We start from the raw sequence: 21,602 nt of genomic DNA, 5'->3' as shown, positions 1-21,602 counted from the left end.
CGCTGATCGGGACGCTCACGCCGGCGCCTCCGCGAGGGACGCGCCGAGGTGCCGCAGCTGCGCGGTGGCCGACCCGAGGTGGAACTCGTGGTGTTTGGCGGCCAGGAAGTACCGGTGCACGGGGTGGTCCTCGTCCAGGCCGACTCCGCCGTGGACGTGTACGAGTGTGTGCGCGACGCGGTGCCCGGCGTCGGCGGCCCAGAACGCGGCCGTGCGCAGCTCCCCGGTGTCGGGCAGCCCGGCCTCCGCGCGGAAGGCCGCCTGCCACAGGGTGAGCCGGGCGCCCTTGACGTCGATGTAGGCGTCGGCGAGCCGCTGGGCCACCGCCTGGAAGCTGCCGATGGGCCGATCGAACTGCACCCGCTCGCGGGCGTACCCGGCGGTGAGTTCGAGCGCCCGGTCGAGCACCCCGTACTGGTATGCGGCCGAGCCGAGCAGCCCGCGGTCGCGCAGCCACACGGTGACCGCGCGGCCGTCGGTGCCGAGCGCGCGGTCCCCGGGCACGGAGGCCGCGGCGAGGGTGAGCGTCCCGAGGCAGCCGAGGCCGGTGTCGTACTGGCGGGTCACGGTCACGCCGGGATCGCCGGGACGGACGAGGAGCACGGTGACGCCGTCGGGGGTCGAGGCCGGCACGAGGAACAGGTCCGCGGCAGGCGCGGCGTCGACGAGGATCTTGGTGCCGTCGACGATCCATCCGCCGTCGGCGCGACGTGCCGTGGTGGTCGGCGACGTGGGGTCGTCGTTCAGTTCCTCCTCGAGGGCGGTGGTGAGGATCTTCTCGCCGGTGGCGGCGGGTTCGCCCCAGTCGCGACGCTGCGCGTCGCTGCCGAACTCGGCGACGGCGGCGGCGGACACGACGATCGAGGACAGGTAGGGGACGGCGGCGACGCCGCGGCCGAGTTCGGTGAGGATGCTCGTCTGTTCGAGCGGTCCGAAGCCGTCGCCGCCGACGGACTCGGGCAGTGCCGCGCCGAGGATGCCCGAGGAGGCGAGCGCGTCCCACAGGGTGTGGTCGATGCGGTCGTCGGCGGCGTCGAGCCGGCGCAGGTGGTCGTTGGTGACGATCTCGGTGACGATGCGGCGGGTGAGGCCGGCGAGGTCCTGCTGCGCCTCGGTGAGGGTGAAGTCCACGGTTTGTCCCTTCCGGTGGAGTGTCAGCGCTTGGCGGGTGGCTGTCCGAGGGCGGTCATCGCGATGATGTCGCGCTGGACCTCGTTGGTGCCGCCGCCGAAGGTGAGGATCAGGGAGCTGCGATGCATCCGTTCGAGCCGGCCCCGCAGCAGCACGCCCGGGGAGTTCTGCCGCAGCGTGGCCGACGGGCCGAGGATCTCCATCAGCAGGCGGTAGGCCTCGGTGGCGAACTCGGTGCCGAACACCTTGTTCGCCGACGCCGGTGCGGGTCCGAGCGGCGCAGTGCTGGAAGCGATCTCCCAGTTCATCAGCTTCAGGTACTCGGCCTTGGCGTGGACCCGGGCCAGGTTGATCTGCACCCATTCCTGATCGAGGACGCGGCGGCCGTCGGGCAGGCGGGTGTGCTGCGCCCACGCGCGCACTTCCTGCAGCGCGGTGAGGATCGGGCCCGCGGAGGTGAGCGCGACGCGTTCGTGGTTGAGCTGGTTGGTGATCAGCGCCCAGCCGCCGTTCTCCGCGCCGACGAGCGCGGACGCCGGGACGCGCACGTCCTGGTAATAGGTGGCGCTGGTGTCGGGGCCGGCCATGGTGTGCACGGGCGTGTAGGAGAACCCCTCGGCGGTGGTGGGCACGATGAGGACGCTGATGCCCTTGTGCTTCCGGGCATTCGGATCGGTGCGGCACGCGAGCCACACGTAGTCGGCGTAGGCGATCAGGCTCGTCCACATCTTCTGGCCGTTGATCACCCACTCGTCGCCGTCGCGCACGGCGGTGGTGCGCAGCGACGCGAGATCCGTGCCCGCCTCGGGCTCGGAGTAGCCGATGGAGAAGTGCAGCTCGCCGGCGGAGATCCTCGGCAGGAAGAACTCCTTCTGCTCGGGCGTGCCGAAGTGCATGATCGTGGGCGCCACCGAGTTGACGGTGAGGAACGGGACCGGCGCGCCGGCGATCGCGGCCTCGTCGGTGAAGATGAGCTGGTCCATGGCCGAACGGTTCTGCCCGCCGTACTCCTCGGGCCAGCCGAGCGTGAGCCAGCCGTCCTTGCCCATCTGCTGGACGACCTCCCGGTACACGTTGCCGGCGCCGTACTCGCCCGTGGTCGCGGCGAGCGCCTCCCGTCGTTCGGGGGTCATCAGGTCGGCGAAGTAGGCGCGCAACTGCGCGCGGAGTTCCTCTTGCTGCGGGGTGTACGCGATGTCCACGAACCGCTCCGTTCGTCGGGTAGGCAGCTGGTCGACGGCCGAGGACCGGGACCGGCTCGGCGATGTTCCCGAATCATTGCACAGAACTGAAACGCGTTCTAGCCTGGTTTTCGAGCCGTCGCGCCAGCCTGCGCGTCCGGCGCCCGATCGGTCGAGCAAGCGAGAAGCGAGGTCTGTTCATGGAGGTCAAGGTCGACTTCGATCGTTGCGAGGCGAACGGCGTGTGCGTGGGAATCGCGCCCGAGGTGTTCGATCTGAACGACGACGACGAGCTGATCGTCACGCACCCCATCGCGCCGGAGCGGGAGGAGGACGTGCGCACGGCGATCGCCCAGTGTCCGCGTGCGGCGCTGAGCGAGGCCTGACGGCGCCCCTTGTCAGAAACGAGAACACGTTCTACATTTCCGGGGGTCGCCGGAATCCGCGGCGACCAGGAGCGCGGCGGCCCCGGGTGGGCCGCCCGACATCGCTAGGGAGAGCGCGTCCATGAGTGCAACCGGCAACGGTCTCGGCCCCGCAGGAAACGGTGCGACGGACGAGGGGGGCCTGGGTCTCGACGGCAAGGTCGCCGTCGTCACCGGCGCCGGTGCCGGGCTCGGCCGGGCGGAGGCCGTCGCGCTGGCCCGGGCCGGCGCCGCGGTGGTCGTCAACGATCTCGCGGCGACCGATGCCGTCGAGGACACTCTCGCCGAGATCCGCGACCTCGGCGCCGATGCGGCGTTCGTCGCCGGCAGCGTCGCGGAACGTGCCACGGCCGACGCGCTGCTCGCGACGGCACAGGAACGCTTCGGCGGCCTCGACATCGTCGTCAACAACGCCGGAATCGTGCGGGACCGCATGCTGTTCAACATGTCCGACGAGGACTGGGATGCGGTGATCGCCGTGCACCTGCGCGGCCATTTCCTGCTGTGCCGCAACGCGGCGGCGTACTGGCGTGGCGAGTCCAAGAAGGCCGGCGGTCCCGTCTACGGCCGGATCGTCAACACGTCCTCCGAGGCCGGCCTGCTCGGCCCCGAGGGGCAGGCCAACTACGGCGCCGCCAAGGCGGGAATCACGGCACTCACCCTCTCCGCCGCGCGGGGCCTGTCCCGGTACGGGGTGCGCGCCAACGCCATCTGCCCGCGGGCCCGCACCGCGATGACGGAGGGCGTCTTCGGTGCCGCGCCCGAGGGGGAGGTGGATCCACTGTCGCCCGAGCACGTCTCGGCACTGGTCGCCTACCTGGCGTCGCCCGCGGCGGACCGGATCAACGGCCAGGTCTTCGTCGTCTACGGCCCGATGGTCGCGCTCATGGCCGCGCCCGTCGTCGAGCAGCGCTTCGACGCGGACGTCCGGTGGACCCCGGAGAGCCTCGCCGAACGGGTCGGCGGCTACTTCGGCGACCGGGACCCCGCCCGTAACTTCTCGGCCGCGCAGGCGCTCGCCCTCTGACGTCCCACTAGGCGGTACCCGAAGTGACATGCAACGTTGTCCTTCGGTAATATCGCGCCGTCCGGGGCCGATCCGGCTAGTGTCGGCCCGACCCCGGGCTCGCGTGTCGTCCGGCGATCCGGGCGCGTGAACGCGCGGCCGGAGGCCGCTCGGAGATCGTGTAGTACCTGTTCTAGTTTTGCGTCCCGCGACGCGGTTCGCGAAGGGGCGGCCGGCGCGGTTCCCGACCGAGTTCGGTCCCGTGGACGGGCGGCGGATCCGATCGCGGTCCACTGAATTCCCAGTTCGAACCCCGATTTTCCGCTCGACGCGAGCGCCGCCGGTTCGGTCGGTGCGGCGGGGCTCCCGCCCGCAGAGGTAGCCGTGTCACGCCGCGTCGCAGTGGTCTTTGACACGTGAACACGTTCTAGTTAGTATGACGCGGGTCACAAGCTGACCCCTCGCCGGCCTCGGCCGGCGAGCGAACCAACGGAGGAGGAGACGGTGGTAGACCTCCTCGAGGTACCGCTCCGCGCGGTCGGTGGATTCTTCGCGATGACGGGCGAGACCGCTCGGGCCGTGTTCTCCCGGCCCTTCCAGCGACGCGAGTTCGTCGATCAGGCATGGTTCGTCGCGCGGGTCTCCCTCGTGCCGACGGTCCTCGTCGCGGTGCCGTTCACCGTCCTGGTCAGCTTCACCCTCAACATCCTGCTGCGCGAGATCGGTGCCGCCGACCTCAGCGGCGCCGGCGCCGCACTCGGCGCGGTCACCCAGGTCGGCCCGATGGTCACCGTGCTCATCGTCGCCGGTGCCGGCGCCACCGCCATTTGCGCGGACCTCGCCGCCCGCACCATCCGAGAGGAGATCGATGCGATGCGCGTGCTCGGCATCAACCCGATCCACCGCCTCGTCGTGCCCCGGGTCCTCGCGTCCACCGTCGTGGCGCTGCTGCTCAACGGGCTGGTGTGCACCATCGGCATCCTGGGCGGCTTCGCGTTCTCCGTCTTCCTCCAGGACGTGAACCCCGGCGCCTTCGTCAACGGCATCACCCTGCTCACCGGCTTCGGCGAACTCGTGATCTCCCAGGTCAAGGCCGGCCTGTTCGGCATGATCGCCGGCCTCGTCGCCGCCTACCTCGGCCTCAACGTCAAGGGTGGCGCCAAGAGCGTCGGCGACGCCGTCAACCAGACGGTCGTGTTCGCCTTCATGGCATTGTTCGTGGTCAACCTTCTCGTCACCGCCGTCGGCATCAAGCTGACGGGCGGGTGACCGGCACGGCGGTGATGTAGATGGCAGTGATCTCCTGGCGCTTCCCCCGCGTGCGGCGCCGTATCGCCCGCGCCTCCGACTCCGTGGACCGGCTCGGCGAGCAGGCGCTCTTCTTCGGCAAGGCGCTCGGATACGCCCCGCGCGCGATCACGCACTACCCGAAGGAGACGGTCCGGCTGATCGCCGAGATCAGCATGGGCATCGGTGCGCTCGCCGTGATCGGCGGAACGGTCGTCATCGTCGGCTTCCTGACCCTGTTCACCGGCGGGATCATCGCCGTGCAGGGCTTCAGTTCCCTCGGCAACATCGGCGTCGAGGCGCTCACGGGCTTCTTCGCCGCCTTCATCAACGTCCGCATCGCGGCGCCCACCATCGCGGGCATCGGCCTGGCCGCCACCATCGGCGCCGGCTCGACCGCCCAGCTCGGCGCCATGCGGGTCTCGGAGGAGATCGACGCGCTCGAGGTCATGGCGATCCCGTCGATCCCGTATCTCGTGAGCACCCGCGTGATGGCGGGGATGATCGCGATCGTCCCGCTGTATTCGCTGGCGGTGATCGCCTCGTTCATCGCCAGCCGCTTCGCGACCGTCGTGCTCTACGGCCAGTCCGCGGGCGTGTACGACCACTACTTCGACACGTTCCTCATCCCCACCGACATCCTGTGGTCGTTCGTGCAGGCCATCGTCATGGCGGTCGCCGTCATGCTGATCCACACCTACTACGGCTTCAACGCCGGTGGCGGCCCGGTCGGTGTCGGCGTCGCCGTCGGCAACGCCGTGCGCGCATCCCTGATCGCCGTGGTGACCGTGACCCTGCTCATCTCGCTCGCGGTGTACGGGGCGACCGGCAACTTCAACCTGTCGGGATAGGCGCATGGACACACCTTCCTGGAAGAAGAAACTCGCGGCCCTAGGTCTCGTCGGGGGACTCACCGTCGCCGTCGCGCTGGCGCTGCTGATGTTCGCCGGTGCCTTCACCGCCACCACCCCGGTCACGGTCACCTCGGCGCGGTCCGGCCTGGTGCTGGAGCCCGACGCGAAGGTCAAGCTCCGCGGTGTCGAGGTGGGCCGGGTCCGGTCCGTCGAGCACACCCCCGACGGCGCGCTGCTGCAGCTCGCGATGGATCCCGGCCAGCTGCACCTGGTGCCGTCCAACGTGCGCGTGGCCATCGAGTCCACCACCGTGTTCGGCGCGAAGTTCGTCAATCTGCTCATGCCGGACGATCCGTCGCCGGTGCCGCTCCAGGAGGGCGCGATCATCGCGGCCGAGAACGTCACCGTCGAGTTCAACACGGTCTTCCAGCACCTGTCCGACGTGCTCGCGCAGGTCCAGCCGGAGAAGCTCAACGCCACCCTCGGGGCGATCTCCGAGGCCCTCAACGGTCGCGGCGACACCCTCGGCGCCACCCTCGTCGAGGCCGACGACTATCTCGCGACGATGAATCCCTCGCTGCCGCAACTGCAGTACGACCTCGCCGTGGCCGCCGACGTCACCAACCTGTACGCCGACGTCGCGCCCGACGTGATGAACCTGCTCGACAACGCCACCTCGATCGGCAACACCGTCGTCGACGAGCAGGCCAACCTGGACCTGATGCTGATGAACGTCACCGGCCTGGCGAACACCGGTCGCGACGTCCTCGGCGAGAACGAGGCGCAGCTGACCTCGGCGCTGGACCTGCTGACGGAGACCACGACGCTGCTCGGCGAGTACTCGCCGGAGCTGACGTGCTTCATCATCGGGCTCAACGACGCGCGAATCGCCTTCGAGCCCATGGCCGGAACCGGCAAGTACCCGGCCCTGATGCTGAGCACGAACTTCCTGGGCGGCGCCACCATGTACGACCACGAGAAGGACCTGCCGGTGGTGGGCGCGACGGGTGGGCCGAACTGCCACGGGCTGCCGGCCTTCGATCCCAAGCGCGACGGCCACGCCCCCTTCGTCGTCGCCGACACCCATCCCGTGCCGTTCCACCCGAACACCGAGACGTGGGTGCGGTACCCGACGATCTTCGGTTTCCTGTTCGGCGACATGCTCCCGGGAGGCGAGTGAGATGCCGGAGTCGCAGAGGCGGACGTGGACGCGCCCGGTGGGCCGGGCGCCGCGGGGAAGCGGGGTGATCCGGTGAGGGCCACCACGGTCAAGTTCCTCGCGTTCACCGTCGTGATGGTGCTGATTTTCGCGGCACTGGCGATCGTGTTCAGCCAGGTGCGGTTCACCGGCACGCAGACCTATCACGCGACGTTCACCGACGTGTCCGGGCTGCAGGCCGGCGACAAGGTCCGCATCGCCGGGGTGCCCGTCGGGTCGGTCGACAGCGTCGACATCGGTCGCGGCAACCAGGCCGAGGTGTCCTTCGACGTCGACGCCGAGCACACGCTGCTGGCGAGCACCAAGGCCACGGTGCGGTACGAGAACCTGGTGGGCGACCGCTACCTCGAGCTGCTCGAGGGACCGGGTACCGGCGAGACGCTGCCGGCCGGCGGCACGATCCCGGTGGCGCAGACGGAACCCGCGCTCGACCTCGACCTGCTGCTCGGCGGATTCAAGCCGCTGTTGCAGGGCCTCGACCCGCAGCAGGTCAACGACCTGTCCGGCGCGCTGCTCCAGGTCTTCCAGGGGCAGGGCGGCACCCTGGTGTCGCTGCTGGGCAACACCAACTCGTTCACGAACTCCCTCGCCGACCGGGACCGGCTGATCGGCGACGTCATCGACAACCTCAACGCCGTCCTCGCCACCATCGACGAGAACGACCAGCAGTTCACCGAGACCGTCGACCGGTTGCAGACCCTGGTGAGCGGGCTCGCGCAGGACCGCGACCCGATCGGCACCGCCATCCCGCGGATCGCGGCCGGCACCGGGGATCTCGCCTCGCTGCTGCAGAACAACCGGCCGGACCTGCAGTCGGTGATCGCCGAGACCAACCGCACCATGACGCAGCTCGACCTCGGGCGCGACGACATCAACCGGACGCTCGAGCGGCTGCCGAACGACTACAAGAAGCTCATCCGGGTGGGGGTGTACGGCAACTTCTTCCAATTCTTCCTGTGTGCCAACACGTTCAAGTTCTCGGGACCGGACGGGACCACCATCCGTTTCACGTCGGCCGAGCAGACGACCGGAAGGTGCGCGAAGATCGAATGAGTCCGATCCGTGAACGCAATCCCGTGCAGGTCGGCATCGTCGGCCTGTCCGTCGCGGCCGCGACGGTGCTCGCCGGCCTGCAGTACGACCAGCTGCAGTTCCTCTCCGGCGGCCTGACCTACTCGGCGTACTTCGCCGACGCCGGCGGTCTCGTGCCCGGCGACACCGTCACCCTCGCCGGTGTCGACGTCGGCGAGGTCACCGACGTCCGCCTCGACGACCAGCAGGTTCTCGTCGCCTTCACCGTCCGCGACGGCATCGCGCTCGGCGAGGACACCGGGGCCGACATCAAGACGAACACGGTGCTCGGCCGCAAGTCCCTCGCGGTGCAGCCCTACGGTTCGGGGACGCTCGACCCGCGCGAGCCGATCCCGCTGGCGCGCACCGACTCCCCGTACTCGCTCACCGACGCTCTCGGCGACCTCACGACATCGGTGTCGGATCTCGACACGGAGCAGATCAACGACTCGCTCAACGCGCTGTCGGATTCGCTGCAGGACACCCCACCCGAGTTGCGCGGGGCGCTCGAGGGAATGACCAGGCTGTCCCGGTCCATCAACGCGCGCGACGAGTCGCTCGAGGACCTGCTGGCCCGCGCCGAATCGGTGACCGGCATCCTCGCCGAGCGCAGCGACCGGATCAACGCCCTCGTGGTGGACGCCAACGCCCTCTTCGGGGAGCTGAGCGTGCGCCGCGACGCGATCACCGAGCTGATCGCGAACATCTCCGCGGTCTCACGGCAGCTGTCGGCGCTGGTGCAGGAGAACCAGGCGCAGATGGCTCCCACCCTGGAGAAGCTCAACGCGGTGACCGCCAACCTGCAGGCGAACAAGGAGAACATCGCCGGCGCCCTCGACGGTCTCGGCCCGTACATCAGCGCGCTCGGCGAGTCCGTGGCGAGCGGTCCGTTCTTCAACGCGTACGTGTCGAACGTCCTGCCCGCGCCGTGGTGGAAGGCCTTGGTCGACAGCACGGTCGCCCCCGAGCTGCTGCAGCAGGACCTGCAGGACATCATTCCGAAGAACCCGCCGTCGATCACGAAGGATGGCGAATGAGCACCCACACCCTCGAGGCCCCCGGGGGGCGGCCCGGAAAGCGCCGCCGCCTGCTGATACCGGTGATCGCCGGTGTCGCGGTGGTGGCCCTGGCCCTCGTCGCATTCGCCGTGGTGCTGCCCGGCTGGGGGAAGCGCACGATCAACGCCGAATTCGTCTCCACGAGCGGCCTGTACGAGGGCGACGACGTGCGCGTGCTGGGCGTGAGCGTCGGCACGATCACCCGCATCGAGCCGGGCGACGACCTGGTGCGCGTGCAGATGCAGGTCGACGACTCCGTCGACATCCCGGCCGACGCCAAGGCCGTGATCATCGCGCAGAGCCTCGTGTCCGCGCGCTTCATCCAGCTGACCCCGGCGTACTCGGGCGGCCCGCAGTTCGCCGACGACGCGACGATCCCGGTCGAGCGCACCGCCTCGCCGGTCGAATGGGACCAGATCAAGACGGAACTGATGCGCCTGTCGGAGGCGCTGGGCCCCCAGGGCCTCGACCCCCAGGGCTCGCTCGGCCGCTTCATCGATACCGCCGCCGAGAACCTCGACGGCAACGGCCTGACCGTCCGTGCCACGCTGCGCGAACTGTCCGACACCATGCACACCCTGTCGGAGGGGCGCACCGACCTGTTCGGCACCGTCCGGAACCTGCAGGCGTTCGTGTCGGTGCTCTCGACCAGCAACGAGCAGATCGTCCAGCTCGGTGGCCGGCTGGCGTCGGTCTCGGACGTCCTCGCCCAGAGCTCGGGCCAGCTCGGCACCTCGCTCGCGGACCTCGACCTCGCGGTCGGCGACGTGCAGCGGTTCGTGCAGGACAACCGGGCAGCGCTGACCGAGTCGGTGCAGCGCCTCGCCGACGCCACCGAGGTGCTCGCACGCAAGCGGCCCGAGATCGAGCGGGTCCTGCACTCCGGCCCGACGGCGCTGGCGAACTTCTACGACATCTACAAGCCCGCCCAGGGCTCGCTCACCGGTGCGCTGGCGATCAGCAACCTCGCCAACCCCGTCGAGTTCATGTGCGGGTCCGTGGCCGCCGCGGCGAACGCCACCTCCGACCGCAGCGCGGAACTGTGCCGCCAGCAGCTCGGGCCGGTCCTCCAGTCGCTGGCGATGAACTACCTGCCGATCATGACCAACCCCATCGCCGCGGTGGAGGCGTTCCCCGACCAGATCGTGTACACCGAACCGGGTCTCGAGGCGGAAGCCGAGGCGGCGGGCCGGGGCATCGCACCCGCGGACGCCACTCCGCCGCCGGCCGGGCCGCTCTCGGATCTGCCCACCGTGACGGTTCCCCCCGACCTCGGTGCGCTGTTGCAGCCGGGAGGAGGACGATGAGCACCCGAACCCGGCACACCCGCCCGGCACGGCGGTACGCCGCCGCCGCGATGGTGGTCGCGGCGTCCCTGACGCTGACCGGATGCGAATGGGAGGGGCTCAACTCCCTCCCCCTGCCCGGCACCGCCGGGCACGGCGAGGACGCCTACCAGGTACGGATCCAGATGCCGAATGTGACCACCCTGACGCAGAACTCGCCGGTGCGGGTCGACGACGTCCAGGTCGGCAGCGTCACGAAGATCGAGGTCGAGGACTGGCACGCGCTCGTGACGGTGGCCCTCGACGGCGATGTCGAACTCCCGGCGAACGCCACCGCCAAGATCGGGCAGACCAGCCTGCTCGGCTCGCAGCACCTCGAACTGGCGTCGCCGGCGGACGAGCCGCCGCAGGGCCGGCTCGAGGACGGCGACCTGATCCCGCTCGAGCGGGCCGGGGTGTACCCGACCACCGAGCAGACGCTGTCGTCGCTGTCGGTGGTCCTCAACGGCGGTGGACTCGCGCAGATCAACGACATCACCACCGAGCTGAACGCGGCGCTGAACGGGCGGGAGGACTCGATCCGGAACCTGCTGCCGCGGCTCGACGAACTCGTCGGCACCCTCGACCGGCAGCGCGGCGACATCATCGCCGCGATGGAGGGCATCGATCGGCTCGCGTGGACGGTCGACGCGCAGAACGCCACCCTCGTCCGTGCGCTCGACGAGATGCCGGCCGCGCTGAACGTGCTGGTGGAACAGCGGCAGGACCTGACCACCGCGCTCACCTCGCTCGGCGAGATGAGCACCGTCGCCAGCCGGCTCGTCGAGAACAGCGGCGACGACCTGCAGACCAACCTGCAGGCGCTGGCTCCGACACTGCGTGCGCTCGCCGACTCGGGCAACGCGCTGACCGAGGTGCTCGGCGTGCTGCTGACCTATCCGTTCCCGCAGGCCGGCATCGACCAGGTGATCCGGGGCGACTACGCGAACCTCGCCATGACCATCGACCTCACCCTCGAACGGCTGGACCTGAACTTCCTCACCGGCACCCCGCTCGCCGGGCGCCTCGCCGGCCCGGAAGGCATCCTCGGCCGGGACGCCGGGCTGGCGGCCCAGTCCGCGGACCCCTTCCAGGCCCCGCTCCAGCAGCCGGCCGCGCAACCCGCGCCCGGCCCGGCCGCAACGCTGTCGGTCCCCGGTCTGGGGGAGATCACCGTTCCGGGGCTGCCCCCGCTGGGGGTGCCCGCGCCATGATGCTGTCGAAGTTCGTCCGGATCCAGCTCGCCATCTTCTCGGTGCTCACGGTGGTCGGGTTGCTGGTGATGTCGCTGCAGTACGTGCGGCTCCCGCAGCTGCTCGGCGTCGGCCGGTACACGGTGATCGTGGAACTGCCCTCCACCGGCGGGCTCTACCCGCACGCCAACGTCACCTACCGCGGCAACACCGTCGGGGTGGTCGACAAGGTGCAGCTGTCGCCGGCCGGAGTGGCGGCGATCCTGTCGATCGACAGCGACCGCTCGATCCCCGCCGACGTCGACGCGGCGGTCCGCAGCGTGTCCGCCGTCGGCGAGCAGTACGTGGACTTCGTTCCCCCGCAAGATGGTTCGAACGGGGAGTATCTGTCGGACGGCGACGTGATCCCGGCCGACCGGACGTCGGTGCCGCAGGAGGTGGGCGAGCTGCTCGACCAGGCCGACGTCCTGCTCGCCAGCATCAGCGACACACGGCTGCGCACCGTCGTCGACGAGTCGTTCGACGCGTTCAACGGGTCGGGGCCCGACCTGCAGCGGCTGATCGACTCGACCCGCCTGTTCGTGCAGGAGGCGAGCGCCGGCAGCGAGCAGACGAAGGCATTGCTCGATCAGCTCGGTCCGCTGCTCGACACCCAGGTCGTCACCAGCGACGCGATCCGCTCCTGGACGCGGGACATGCTGACGTTCACCGACGGGCTGCGGGCCGCCGACACCGACCTGCGGGCGGTGCTCGCGAAGGGGCCGGGCGCCGCGGCCGAGGCCGAACAGCTGCTGCAGGACCTGCGGCCGACGCTGCCGCTGCTGCTGGCCAACATGGTCGGCGTCGGGGAGGTGGGCGTGCTCTACAACGCCGGCATCGAACAGATCCTGGTGCTGTACCCGCCGATGACCACGGCGCTGATCACCGCGGCCGGCAGCGGACCGGCCGAGGACGGCGCGGTCGTCGACTTCCACCTGCAGCTGCACGATCCGCCGCCGTGCCTGTCCGGCTTCCTGCCGCCCGAACAGTGGCGCAGCCCTGCGGACACCACGATGGTGGACACCCCCGGCGAGGTGTACTGCAAGCTCCCGCAGTCGGATCCGAACGCCGTGCGAGGCGCGCGGAACCTGCCGTGCATGGAGTTCCCGGGCCGGCGCGCCCCCACGCCGGAGGCGTGCCGCAACGGGTACCAGCCCGAATACCTCGACAACCCGTGGCGGGGCGCCCCGACGCCCGTGCAGTCGGAAGGAGACATGCCGGTGCCCGCCTCGCACGCGACCGGGACGGGTGCGGCCGCGCCCGCCGGGGTGACGGCGCGCGGCATCGACCCGGCGACGGGAACGTACATCGGTCCCGACGGTACGGTGTACCGCAACGTCGACACCGGCCCAGAGACCAGTTTGGAGACGTACATGAAGGCGCAGCAAGGCTGATGGCGGACGAAGAGACCCCCACGACATCGACGCCGGAGACCGGACCCGCCCGGCAGAGCCGGGTGCTCCCCGCGGTCGCAGCCCTGATCGTCCTCGCCCTGGTGGGCGCCGGAGTGTGGCTGTGGCTCGGCGCGACGGCCGACCGCGACCACGACGCCCGGCGGGCGGCGTACCTGCAGGCCGCGCGGCAGACCGTGCTGAATCTGACCACCATCCACCCGCAGAGCGCGGCCGAGGACGTACAGCGTCTGCTCGACGGGGCGACCGGTGACTTCAAGGCCGAATTCGAAGGACGCGAAGGGCCTTTCGTCGATGTGGTGACCAAGGCGAACGTGGACACCACCGGTGAGGTGATCGAGGCCGGAATCCAGGCCGAGGACGGCGCCTGCATGTCCTCGCTCGTGGCCGCGCGGTCGATGGTCAGCAACGCGGAACAGCCCGAACCCGAGCCCCGCGACTTCCGGCTGCGGGTGACGATCTGCGACGAGAACGGTCGGCTGCTGGCCTCGAAGGTGGATTTCGTACCATGACCGAGCATTCGAAGGACGAGGCCGTGACCCTCGAGAAGACCGACGACGCCGCGGGCGTGGAGGGCGCGGAAAGCGCTACGGCGCAGCCCGGCTCCGGGGGAGGTGCGCGCCGGATGCTGCTCGCGGCCCTCACCGCCGCGGCGATCGTGCTCGCCGGCCTCGTCGGCGTGGGCGTGTACGACAAGGTCGAGCGCGACGGCGCCGAGGCCGCCCGGACCGAGGCCCTGCAGGCCGCCGAGGAGCAGGCCGTCGCGATGCTCGCGTACGACCACGCCACGGTCGACGAGCAGGTCGCCGCCGCCTCCGACGGGCTCACCGGCGACTTCCGGGACGAGTACACGAACCTGATGAAGAACGTCATCGCGCCCGGCGCCAAGGAGAAGGCGATCACCGTGCAGGTGAGTGTGCAGGCGTCGTCGGTCGTGTCGGCCGAGGCCGACCGGGCGGTGACCCTGCTGTTCCTCAACCAGATCACCACCAGTTCCGTCAATCCCGAGGCGGTCAGCAGCGGCAGCCGCGTCCGCGTCGAACTCGAGAAGCACGACGGCCGTTGGCTGGTGAGCCGCCTGACCCCGATCTGAGCCGGGCGGACGGTCAGCGGCCGGGCAGGCGCACCATGTGCACGAAGAACCGGTCGATGTGCCGCACGGTGGCGACGAACCGGTCGAAGTCCACCGACTTGGAGACGTAGGCGTTGGCCCGCAACCGGTAACTGCGCACCACGTCCTCCTCGGCGGTGGACGTCGTCAGCACGACGACGGGGATGGACGCCAGGTCGGGATCGGACTTGACCGCCTCGAGCACCTGCCACCCGTCGTACTTCGGCAGGTTCAGATCGAGCAGCACCAGCGCCGGCCGCACGGCGCCGGCGTGGGCCCCGCGCCGGTACAGGAAGTCGAGAGCCTCCGCGCCGTCCCGCACCACGTGCAGCGTGCTGCCGATCTCGTTGGCCTCGAACGACTCCCGGATGATCAGCTCGTCCCCGACGTCGTCCTCGACGAGCAGCACGTCGAGGGAATCGGCGGGCGTGGGCATGCGTTGTGCCGGCGTCCCGGTCGTCGCCTCCTCGACGTTGCGCTCGGACGACGACCGGACACCGTAGGCTTCGCGGTCCGGTGTGCTTGTCACTCGGGCTCGCCGACCTCCGCCGGCGCGATCAGCGCCGGACCGGCCGCGCCCTGATGCGCGAGTGCGTCGAGGAAGGAGCGCGCCCATCGGTCCACGTCGTGGGCGAGGACCTGCCGGCGCAGTGCCCGCATGTGCCGCCGACCGTCCTCGCGGGACTGGTTCAGCGCGGCCTCCATCTTGTCCTTGACGTCCTCGAGGTCGTGCGGATTGCACAGGAATGCCTGGCGCAGTTCCGCTGCCGCCCCGGTGAATTCGCTCAGGACGAGGGCGCCGCCGAGGTCGCTGCGGCAGGCCACGTACTCCTTGGCGACGAGGTTCATGCCGTCGCGCAGCGGCGTCACCAGCATGACGTCGGCCGCGACGAAGAACGCGATCAGCTCGTCGCGCGGAATGGGCCGGTGGATGTAGTGCACCACGGGCCGGCCCACCTCGGCGTACTCGCCGTTGATCCGGCTGACCGTCTGTTCGATGGCGCCGCGCATCTGCACGTACGACTCGACGCGCTCGCGGCTGGGGGTGGCCAGCTGCACCATCACCGTCTCGGCCGGATCCACCCGGCCCTCGGCGATCAGCTCGAGCAGCGCGTCGAGCCGGACGTCGATGCCCTTGGTGTAGTCGAGCCGGTCGACGCCGAGCATGATGTGCTTCGGGTTGCCGAGCTCCTTGCGGATCTGCTTGGCGCGGTCGCGGATCGACTTGCGGCGGGCCCGCTCGTCGAGCTGCCCGGAGTCGATGGAGATGGGGAACGCACCGACGCGCACCGCCCGGAACCCGACCTGCACCACCCCGAGCTTCGAGCGCACACCCACGGTGCCGCGGGAGGTCTGATGACCGGCCAGCCGGCGCGCGAGGTACAGGAAGTTCTGGGCACCGCCGGGCAGATGGAAGCCGATCAGATCGGCGCCGAGCAGGCCCTCGACGATCTCGGTCCGCCACGGCATCTGCATGAACAGCTCCACCGGAGGGAACGGAATGTGCAGGAAGAAGCCGATGGTCAGATCCGGCCGCAGCATCCGCAGCATCTTCGGCACCAGCTGCAGCTGGTAGTCCTGCACCCACACCGTCGCGCCCTGTGCCGCCGCCTTCGCGGTCGCCTCCGCGAACCGGCGGTTGACCTCGACGTAGGTGTTCCACCACTCCCGCCGGTACTCCGGCCGGACGATGACGTCGTGGTACAGCGGCCACAGCGTCGCATTGGAGAAGCCCTCGTAGTAGTCGGCGATCTCCTGCCCGCTCAGCGGCACCGGATGCAGCTCGAGGCCGTCCTCGACGATCGGGTCGAGCTCGGCGTCGGCGACACCGGCCCAGCCGACCCACGCTCCGCGGTTGTTGCGCAGGATCGGCTCGAGCGCGGTGACGAGGCCACCCGGGCTGCGCTTCCATCGGGTCGAGCCGTCCGGAAGACGCTCGAGGTCGACGGGCAGGCGGTTCGCGACGACCACGAAGTCCGAACCACCCACGTGCATCGACTCCTCACCTGCAGCCACGTGGTGCTCCTCTGTCCTTGTTCGCCGGTATCCGCTCAGTCCGTCTTCGGGTTCGGCCCGATGCCGAGCATGGACAGCAGCATGCGGCATTCGTCCGCATCCTCCGCGTAGGCAGCGACGACACGCTGTGCCTGACGGGCCGTCTCGTCCGCGACGGGTTCGAGTTCCTCGTCGGGGATGTCGTTCTCGGTGGTGGCGTCCGCGGCCATGGTGGTTCCTCCCGGGCTGGCTGCTCCGTTCGAGCAGGTCATTCGTAGTGCGACTCTATGAGAACCGGCGACTCCGACGCCAGCCGCTCCACGAGTTAGGGTTGGCTCACTTCTGGGAGCGGAGACGGGGAACGGAGAGTTTCGTGTGGTGGGAGGCATGAGCAGCGACGGTGCTCGCCGGATCGATCAGGGGAAGGAGCCGGGTCTGCGGCTGCTGCGGCACACGATTGCGAACCAGCGGGTCGCGCTGGCGATCGGCACCGCGCTGGTCTCGCTGCACCAAGTCATGGAGACCCTCGTCCCCGTCGCGATCGGGGCGATCATCGACGGACCGGTCACCAGCGGCGACGTCCCGACGCTGGTCGTCGCCCTCGCGGGCCTGGCCGCGTTGTTCGTCGTGCTCACCTACTCGTGGCGTTTCGGCGCGCGCCGGCTCGTCGCGGCGATCGAGGCCGAGTCGCACCGGCTGCGGGTCACGGTGGCGCGCCGGATCCTCGATCCGCGCGGGGTGCGCACCTCCCTGCGCATCGGGGAACTCCTGGCGGTGGCGACCACCGACGCCGGGCGGGCCGCGCAGATCCTGCACGTGGTGCCCGCCACCGCCGCGGCGATCACCGCGGTGGCCGGGGCCGCGGTGGCGCTGCTGCTCGTCGACGTCCCCCTCGGTCTGCTGGTGCTGCTGGGCACGCCTGCGATCCTCGTCGCGCTCGACCGCGCCACCCCGCTGCTGACCCGGCGGATGACCGCACAGCAGGAGGCGGTGGCGCGGGCGTCGGGCCTGGCGACCGATCTCGTCACGGGGCTCCGACCGCTGCGGGGCCTCGGTGCCGAGCCGGCCGCCGCCCGCCGCTACCGGGAGGCCAGCGCGGACGCGCTCGCCGCGACGCTCCGCGCGACCCGCGCCGCCGGCGTCTACACCGGCACCTCGGCGGCGGTGAGCGCGCTGCTGTCCGTCGCGGTCGCGGGCGTCGCGGGCTGGGCCGCGCTCGCCGGCCGGATCTCGGTCGGCGAGCTCATCACCGTCGTGGGCCTGGCCCAGTTCGTCGTCGAACCCCTCGGGACGCTCGCCGCCCTGCCGTCGTCGTGGGCCGCGTCCCGCGCCTCCGCCGACCGGCTGTCGCTGGTGCTGCACGCGCCGCCGCTGCTGCCGGCCGGAACCGGGACACCGTCGGACGGCCGCCTCGTGTTGCGCGGACTCGGCTACCGGTCGCTGCGCGGGATGGACCTGACCGTCGCGCCGGGGGAACTGCTCGGTGTCCTCGCCCACCGGCCGCAGGACGCGGAGGCCCTCGCCGACGTGCTGTCCGGGCAGGTGCCGCCGGAGGACGTCCGCGGCGAGCTGACCGTCGGGGGAGTCCCACTCGGCGCGCTCGACCCCGTCGCCGCACGCCGGACCGTCCTCGCCGAACCGCACCACAGCGACCTGTTCGCCGGCACGCTCGCCGGCAACATCACCGCGGGCATGTGCGACCCGTCCGGGGGCATACCCCCGGAGGTGCTCCGCGCCTCCGCCGCCGGGCAGGTCGCCGACACCCATCCCGACGGTCTCGACCAGCGGATCGTCGACCGCGGCAGCAGCCTGTCCGGCGGGCAGCGACAGCGGGTGGCGCTGGCGCGGGCGCTGGCGCGGCGCGCCCCGGTACTGGTGCTGCACGAGCCGACCACCGCCGTCGACGCCGTCACCGAGCAGGCCGTCGCGGAGGGGATCGCGCGCGTCCGGCACGACGGGGGCGAGCACACGACCGTCGTCATCACCTCGAGCCCGGCGCTGCTCGCCGTCGCCGACCGCGTGGTCGTGGTCGACGACGGCAGGATTGTCGCCGCCGGCACCCACGCCGAACTGGCCGCCACACACCCCACCTACCGGGCGGCGGTGCTGCGATGACGGCGCACGAGTCCGAGCTGTTGCCGATCGCCTCCGCCGGACGGTCGTGGCGCTGCCTGGGGGCGCAGCTGCGCGCCGCGCCGGGCCGGGTCGCGCTCACAGTGGCGGTGTCCGTCGGGGCCGCGGTGGCCTCCGTGGTGCCGGTGCGCGTCCTCGGCATCCTCGTCGACCGGGTGCGCGAACAGGCGCCGATGGCCACGCTCGGGTGGGTCGTCGCGCTGATCGCAGCCGCGGCGGTCGTCGGCGGGGTGCTCGACGGCGCCGGCCTGCACCTCGTTGCGCGACTGGGCGAGACGGTGCTGGCCCGGCTGCGCGAGACGGTCCTGGCGCGGGTGCTGCGCCTGCCCACCGAGACCGTCGAACGTGCCGGGCACGGCGACGTCCTCTCCCGTGTCGGCGACGACGTCGCGGTGCTGGCAAAGGCGCTGGTCTCGGTGGTGCCGCAGCTGGTGGCGGCGCTGATGCTGGTGGTGGTCAGCGTCGCGGCCATGGTCGGGATCGACTGGCGGCTCGGGCTCGCCGGGCTCGTCGCGCTGCCGCTGTATGCGCTCGCCCTGCGCTGGTACCTGCCCCGGTCGGCGCCGCTGTACGCCGCGGAGCGGGTGGCGATGGGAGAACGGTCGCAGGCACTCGTCAGCAGCATGCACGGTGTGCGCACCGTCCGCGCCTACGGGCTCGACCCGGCCCACCTGTCCGGCATCGACGCCGCGTCGGGCCGCGCCCGCGACCTCACCGTCGGCGTGTTCGGCCTGTTCACCCGGTTCGCGGGCCGCGCCAACCGGGCCGAATTCGTCGGTCTCTCGGCGCTTCTCGTCGCCGGGTTCGTGCTGGTGCGGGCGGATGCGGTGACCGTCGGCGAGGCCACCGCGGCGGCACTGCTGTTCCACCGCCTGTTCTCGCCGCTCGGGCTCCTGCTCTTCACCTTCGACGACGTCCAGTCCGCGGGCGCCAGCCTGGCGCGCCTCGTGGGCGTCGCCGAGCTCCCGGCGCAGCCGCCGGAGCGCGACGCTCCGCGCGACGTCCGACGCGACGGTCCGCCGGCGCTGGAACTGGCCGGGGTGCGGCACCGGTACCTGCACGGGCCGGAGGTCCTGCACGGCGTGGACCTGAAGGTCGGGCCGGGGGAGACGGTGGCCCTGGTCGGGTCGACCGGCGCCGGGAAGTCGACGGTCGCCGCGGCCGCGGCCGGCGTCGTCACGCCCGCCTCGGGGGAGGTCCGTATCGACGGCCGGTCGCTCGGCGAACTCGGACCGCGGCTGCGTCGCAGCGTCGTGATCGTCAGCCAGGAGGTGCACGTGTTCGCCGGGCCATTGCTCGACGACGTGCGGCTGGCCAGGCCCGGCGCCACCGCGGACGAGGTGGAAGCGGCACTCGACGCGGTCGGGGCCGGCGAGTGGGTCCGCGCGCTCGGCGACGGCCTGCACACGGTCGTCGGCGAGGGCGGACATCCCCTGACCGCGGCCCAGGCCCAGCAGCTCGCGCTGGCGCGGGTGCTGATCGCCGATCCACCGGTGGTGGTGCTCGACGAGGCGACCGCGGAGGCCGGCAGCGCGGGCGCACGGGCCCTCGAAGCGGCCGCGGCCGTCGTGACGCGGGGACGCACCGCCCTGGTCGTGGCGCATCGGCTGACGCAGGCCGCGGCGGCGGACCGGGTCGTCGTGCTCGAGGCGGGCCGGGTCGTCGAGGAGGGACCGCACGCGGCGCTCGTCGCCGCCGGGGGCCGCTATGCGCGGCTGTGGCGGGCCTGGCAGGCCGGCGGCTGAGATGTGCTGCCAGGGCCGCGACCTGCGGTGCAGGGTAGTGTGGATCGGTCCGTTGTGCCCGTGCGGCCGTACGGCCGCACCCGTGCCACCCACCTCAGGAAGGTTTTCATGCCCATCGCGACAATCAACGGCATCCCGCTGAACTACCAGGTCAAGGGGACCGGCGACCTCGTCGTGCTGATCATGGGGACGGGCAGCCCCGGCCGGGTCTGGGACCTGCACCAGGTCCCCGCTCTGGTCCAGGCCGGCTACCGCGTCGCCACCTTCGACAACCGCGGCATCGCGCCGTCGGGGGAGAGCCTCGGCGGCATGACCATCGACGACCTGGTGGCCGACACCGCCGGACTGATCGAGCTGCTCGGCGGTCCCGCGTACGTGGTGGGCACCTCGATGGGCGCGCGTGTCGCACAGGAGCTGACGCTGGCGCGCCCGGACCTGGTGCGCAAGGCGGTGTTCCTGGCCGGGCACGCGCGCATGGACCAGTTCCAGCTCACCCTGACCGAGGGCGAGCGGCAGCTGTACGACAGCCGTGTCGAGCTGCCCCCGAAGTACCGGGCGGCGGTCACGGCCGTGATGAACCTGTCGCCGGCGTCGCTGGCCGACCCGCACACCGCGCGGGACTGGCTCGACGTGTTCGAGTTCACCGGCGGCAAGACGTCGCCGGGCGTGCGGGCGCAGCTGGGAATGGACCGCGAGTTCGACCGTCGCGCGGCCTACCGGGCGGTGCGGGTGCCGTGCCTGGCCGTCGGTTTCGCCGACGACCGGATGATCCCGGCGTACCTGTCGCGGGAGGTCGCCGACGCGATCCCCGGCGCGAGCTACCAGGAGATCCCGGACGCCGGGCACTACGGCTACCTCGAGCAGCCGGAGGCCGTGAACAAGGTGCTGCTGGAGTTCCTGGCGAGCTGAACCTCGCCGTGCCGGGTTTCGCTCGCCGCCACGGCATTCCGCCGCACGACCGAGGTGCTTCGTGGGCGGTGGCGGACTCGTGAACCGGTGACACGGGTTCGGTGTCACCGGTTCACGGGTGAAAGAGGTGATCGTGTCACCTCGGTTCCGGCGGGACGCCTGCCGGGAGGGCGGGGTGCCGGGCTCGGCGTTCCGCTTCGGTGGTGCCGCCCCAGACGCCGTACCTCTGCCGGCTGTCGAGTGCATAAGCACGGCACGGGATTCGGACCGGGCAGGTGTGGCAGATCTGTTTCGCGGTGCGTTCCCGTCGTAGGCGGGCACCGCGTGGCTCGTCGTCCGGGCCGAAGAACACGGACGGCTCGACGAACCGGCAGTCGGCGCGGCCGGTCCAGTCCTCCCGCTCGTCGCGGGACGGCACGGCGAGTTCCGCGGAGGCGCGGGCGGGCGGTGTGCTCATGGTCGTCGGTGGGTGCGAGTCGACACCGCACTGTCGTGCAGTGCACGGTCT

General features: G+C 71.1%; 21 protein-coding genes. 15 read left to right on the top strand and 6 right to left on the bottom strand.

The window, feature by feature from the left end; all coding sequences use genetic code 11:
• Window positions 1-15 precede the first annotated feature (15 nt).
• The gene (locus AIIKEEIJ_RS10090) at window positions 16-1,131 is read right to left on the bottom strand and encodes an acyl-CoA dehydrogenase family protein (RefSeq protein WP_161995570.1); all 1,116 of its coding nucleotides are present in this window, start codon (window positions 1,129-1,131) and stop codon (window positions 16-18) included.
• A 23-nt stretch (window positions 1,132-1,154) separates the two neighbouring features.
• Window positions 1,155-2,333 carry an acyl-CoA dehydrogenase family protein gene (locus AIIKEEIJ_RS10085; RefSeq protein ID WP_029541042.1) on the bottom strand — a complete coding sequence of 393 codons (1,179 nt, stop codon included), beginning with the start codon at window positions 2,331-2,333 and terminating at the stop codon, window positions 1,155-1,157.
• A gap of 179 nt (window positions 2,334-2,512) precedes the next feature.
• Here AIIKEEIJ_RS10085 and AIIKEEIJ_RS10080 point away from each other — a divergent pair, with 179 nt between their 5' ends.
• The 12 genes from AIIKEEIJ_RS10080 (at window position 2,513) to AIIKEEIJ_RS10025 (ending at window position 14,294) form a co-directional block, all read left to right on the top strand.
• Window positions 2,513-2,698, top strand: a complete 186-nt coding sequence (locus AIIKEEIJ_RS10080; protein ID WP_006937853.1) for a ferredoxin — start codon at window positions 2,513-2,515, stop codon at window positions 2,696-2,698.
• Window positions 2,699-2,819: 121 nt separating this feature from the next.
• Window positions 2,820-3,764: a 3-oxoacyl-ACP reductase gene (locus AIIKEEIJ_RS10075; RefSeq protein ID WP_029541047.1), complete on the top strand. Its 945-nt coding sequence runs from the start codon at window positions 2,820-2,822 to the stop codon at window positions 3,762-3,764.
• A 483-nt stretch (window positions 3,765-4,247) separates the two neighbouring features.
• On the top strand, window positions 4,248-5,012 hold the full coding sequence (locus tag AIIKEEIJ_RS10070) for an MlaE family ABC transporter permease (RefSeq protein ID WP_006937862.1): 765 nt from the start codon (window positions 4,248-4,250) through the stop codon (window positions 5,010-5,012).
• Window positions 5,013-5,032: 20 nt separating this feature from the next.
• Window positions 5,033-5,881 carry an ABC transporter permease gene (locus tag AIIKEEIJ_RS10065; protein WP_161995569.1) on the top strand — a complete coding sequence of 283 codons (849 nt, stop codon included), beginning with the start codon at window positions 5,033-5,035 and terminating at the stop codon, window positions 5,879-5,881.
• Between the two features lie 4 nt (window positions 5,882-5,885).
• Entirely contained in the window at window positions 5,886-7,064 is a 1,179-nt protein-coding gene (locus AIIKEEIJ_RS10060; protein WP_006937867.1) for an MCE family protein, read from the top strand.
• A 72-nt stretch (window positions 7,065-7,136) separates the two neighbouring features.
• The gene (locus AIIKEEIJ_RS10055; RefSeq protein ID WP_006937869.1) at window positions 7,137-8,156 is read left to right on the top strand and encodes an MCE family protein; all 1,020 of its coding nucleotides are present in this window, start codon (window positions 7,137-7,139) and stop codon (window positions 8,154-8,156) included.
• Window positions 8,153-9,211, top strand: a complete 1,059-nt coding sequence (locus AIIKEEIJ_RS10050; protein ID WP_006937871.1) for an MCE family protein — start codon at window positions 8,153-8,155, stop codon at window positions 9,209-9,211. Before AIIKEEIJ_RS10055 ends, AIIKEEIJ_RS10050 begins: the two co-directional genes overlap by 4 nt.
• Window positions 9,208-10,539 (top strand): MCE family protein, encoded by a 1,332-nt coding sequence (locus AIIKEEIJ_RS10045; protein ID WP_006937873.1) that lies wholly within the window; start codon window positions 9,208-9,210, stop codon window positions 10,537-10,539. The genes AIIKEEIJ_RS10050 and AIIKEEIJ_RS10045 overlap by 4 nt, the downstream gene beginning before the upstream one ends.
• Window positions 10,536-11,771, top strand: a complete 1,236-nt coding sequence (locus tag AIIKEEIJ_RS10040) for an MCE family protein (protein WP_161995568.1) — start codon at window positions 10,536-10,538, stop codon at window positions 11,769-11,771. Before AIIKEEIJ_RS10045 ends, AIIKEEIJ_RS10040 begins: the two co-directional genes overlap by 4 nt.
• The gene (locus tag AIIKEEIJ_RS10035; RefSeq protein WP_161995567.1) at window positions 11,768-13,183 is read left to right on the top strand and encodes an MCE family protein; all 1,416 of its coding nucleotides are present in this window, start codon (window positions 11,768-11,770) and stop codon (window positions 13,181-13,183) included. Before AIIKEEIJ_RS10040 ends, AIIKEEIJ_RS10035 begins: the two co-directional genes overlap by 4 nt.
• Window positions 13,183-13,713, top strand: coding sequence for a hypothetical protein (locus tag AIIKEEIJ_RS10030; RefSeq protein ID WP_050034586.1), 531 nt, complete (start codon window positions 13,183-13,185; stop codon window positions 13,711-13,713). Before AIIKEEIJ_RS10035 ends, AIIKEEIJ_RS10030 begins: the two co-directional genes overlap by 1 nt.
• Window positions 13,710-14,294: a hypothetical protein gene (locus AIIKEEIJ_RS10025; protein WP_029541061.1), complete on the top strand. Its 585-nt coding sequence runs from the start codon at window positions 13,710-13,712 to the stop codon at window positions 14,292-14,294. Before AIIKEEIJ_RS10030 ends, AIIKEEIJ_RS10025 begins: the two co-directional genes overlap by 4 nt.
• Before the next feature lie 13 nt (window positions 14,295-14,307).
• Here AIIKEEIJ_RS10025 and AIIKEEIJ_RS10020 read toward each other — a convergent pair whose 3' ends face one another.
• Genes AIIKEEIJ_RS10020 through AIIKEEIJ_RS32540 form a run of 3 tightly spaced genes read right to left on the bottom strand, consistent with a single transcriptional unit; the run spans window position 14,308 to window position 16,537 of the window.
• Window positions 14,308-14,841, bottom strand: coding sequence for a response regulator (locus tag AIIKEEIJ_RS10020; protein ID WP_338020932.1), 534 nt, complete (start codon window positions 14,839-14,841; stop codon window positions 14,308-14,310).
• Window positions 14,838-16,307: an alpha,alpha-trehalose-phosphate synthase (UDP-forming) gene (locus AIIKEEIJ_RS10015; protein WP_164528090.1), complete on the bottom strand. Its 1,470-nt coding sequence runs from the start codon at window positions 16,305-16,307 to the stop codon at window positions 14,838-14,840. Before AIIKEEIJ_RS10015 ends, AIIKEEIJ_RS10020 begins: the two co-directional genes overlap by 4 nt.
• A gap of 56 nt (window positions 16,308-16,363) precedes the next feature.
• Window positions 16,364-16,537 (bottom strand): hypothetical protein, encoded by a 174-nt coding sequence (locus tag AIIKEEIJ_RS32540; RefSeq protein ID WP_006937887.1) that lies wholly within the window; start codon window positions 16,535-16,537, stop codon window positions 16,364-16,366.
• Between the two features lie 157 nt (window positions 16,538-16,694).
• Between AIIKEEIJ_RS32540 and AIIKEEIJ_RS10010 the strand changes: the two genes are divergently transcribed.
• The 3 genes from AIIKEEIJ_RS10010 (at window position 16,695) to AIIKEEIJ_RS10000 (ending at window position 21,094) form a co-directional block, all read left to right on the top strand.
• Entirely contained in the window at window positions 16,695-18,422 is a 1,728-nt protein-coding gene (locus tag AIIKEEIJ_RS10010; protein ID WP_051359166.1) for an ABC transporter transmembrane domain-containing protein, read from the top strand.
• The gene (locus AIIKEEIJ_RS10005; protein WP_161995566.1) at window positions 18,419-20,185 is read left to right on the top strand and encodes an ABC transporter transmembrane domain-containing protein; all 1,767 of its coding nucleotides are present in this window, start codon (window positions 18,419-18,421) and stop codon (window positions 20,183-20,185) included. The genes AIIKEEIJ_RS10010 and AIIKEEIJ_RS10005 overlap by 4 nt, the downstream gene beginning before the upstream one ends.
• Before the next feature lie 108 nt (window positions 20,186-20,293).
• A complete protein-coding gene (locus tag AIIKEEIJ_RS10000; RefSeq protein ID WP_006937895.1) occupies window positions 20,294-21,094 on the top strand; it encodes an alpha/beta fold hydrolase in 801 nt (266 codons plus the stop codon).
• A 136-nt stretch (window positions 21,095-21,230) separates the two neighbouring features.
• Here the strand turns inward: AIIKEEIJ_RS10000 and AIIKEEIJ_RS09995 are convergent, their stop codons facing one another.
• Entirely contained in the window at window positions 21,231-21,551 is a 321-nt protein-coding gene (locus tag AIIKEEIJ_RS09995) for a WhiB family transcriptional regulator (protein WP_161995565.1), read from the bottom strand.
• Window positions 21,552-21,602 lie beyond the last annotated feature (51 nt).

Source organism: Rhodococcus sp. YH1 (assembly GCF_009939605.1).
GTDB classification, from domain to species: Bacteria; Actinomycetota; Actinomycetes; order Mycobacteriales; family Mycobacteriaceae; genus Rhodococcus; species Rhodococcus aetherivorans.
The sequence above is the reverse complement of the archived record's forward strand: the minus strand, read 5'-3'. Positions and strand labels throughout refer to the sequence as shown.

Excerpts from the sequence above, each read along its gene's own strand:
- AIIKEEIJ_RS10080 (WP_006937853.1), top strand. The coding sequence starts at position 2,513 with ATGGAGGTCAAGGTCGACTTCGATCGTTGCGAGGCGAACGGCGTGTGC.
- AIIKEEIJ_RS10075 (WP_029541047.1), top strand. The coding sequence starts at position 2,820 with ATGAGTGCAACCGGCAACGGTCTCGGCCCCGCAGGAAACGGTGCGACG.
- AIIKEEIJ_RS10065 (WP_161995569.1), top strand. The coding sequence starts at position 5,033 with ATGGCAGTGATCTCCTGGCGCTTCCCCCGCGTGCGGCGCCGTATCGCC.
- AIIKEEIJ_RS10060 (WP_006937867.1), top strand. The coding sequence starts at position 5,886 with ATGGACACACCTTCCTGGAAGAAGAAACTCGCGGCCCTAGGTCTCGTC.
- AIIKEEIJ_RS10050 (WP_006937871.1), top strand. The coding sequence starts at position 8,153 with ATGAGTCCGATCCGTGAACGCAATCCCGTGCAGGTCGGCATCGTCGGC.
- AIIKEEIJ_RS10045 (WP_006937873.1), top strand. The coding sequence starts at position 9,208 with ATGAGCACCCACACCCTCGAGGCCCCCGGGGGGCGGCCCGGAAAGCGC.
- AIIKEEIJ_RS10040 (WP_161995568.1), top strand. The coding sequence starts at position 10,536 with ATGAGCACCCGAACCCGGCACACCCGCCCGGCACGGCGGTACGCCGCC.
- AIIKEEIJ_RS10035 (WP_161995567.1), top strand. The coding sequence starts at position 11,768 with ATGATGCTGTCGAAGTTCGTCCGGATCCAGCTCGCCATCTTCTCGGTG.
- AIIKEEIJ_RS10030 (WP_050034586.1), top strand. The coding sequence starts at position 13,183 with ATGGCGGACGAAGAGACCCCCACGACATCGACGCCGGAGACCGGACCC.
- AIIKEEIJ_RS10025 (WP_029541061.1), top strand. The coding sequence starts at position 13,710 with ATGACCGAGCATTCGAAGGACGAGGCCGTGACCCTCGAGAAGACCGAC.
- AIIKEEIJ_RS10015 (WP_164528090.1), bottom strand. The coding sequence starts at position 16,307 with ATGCACGTGGGTGGTTCGGACTTCGTGGTCGTCGCGAACCGCCTGCCC.
- AIIKEEIJ_RS32540 (WP_006937887.1), bottom strand. The coding sequence starts at position 16,537 with ATGGCCGCGGACGCCACCACCGAGAACGACATCCCCGACGAGGAACTC.
- AIIKEEIJ_RS10010 (WP_051359166.1), top strand. The coding sequence starts at position 16,695 with ATGAGCAGCGACGGTGCTCGCCGGATCGATCAGGGGAAGGAGCCGGGT.
- AIIKEEIJ_RS10005 (WP_161995566.1), top strand. The coding sequence starts at position 18,419 with ATGACGGCGCACGAGTCCGAGCTGTTGCCGATCGCCTCCGCCGGACGG.
- AIIKEEIJ_RS10000 (WP_006937895.1), top strand. The coding sequence starts at position 20,294 with ATGCCCATCGCGACAATCAACGGCATCCCGCTGAACTACCAGGTCAAG.
- AIIKEEIJ_RS09995 (WP_161995565.1), bottom strand. The coding sequence starts at position 21,551 with ATGAGCACACCGCCCGCCCGCGCCTCCGCGGAACTCGCCGTGCCGTCC.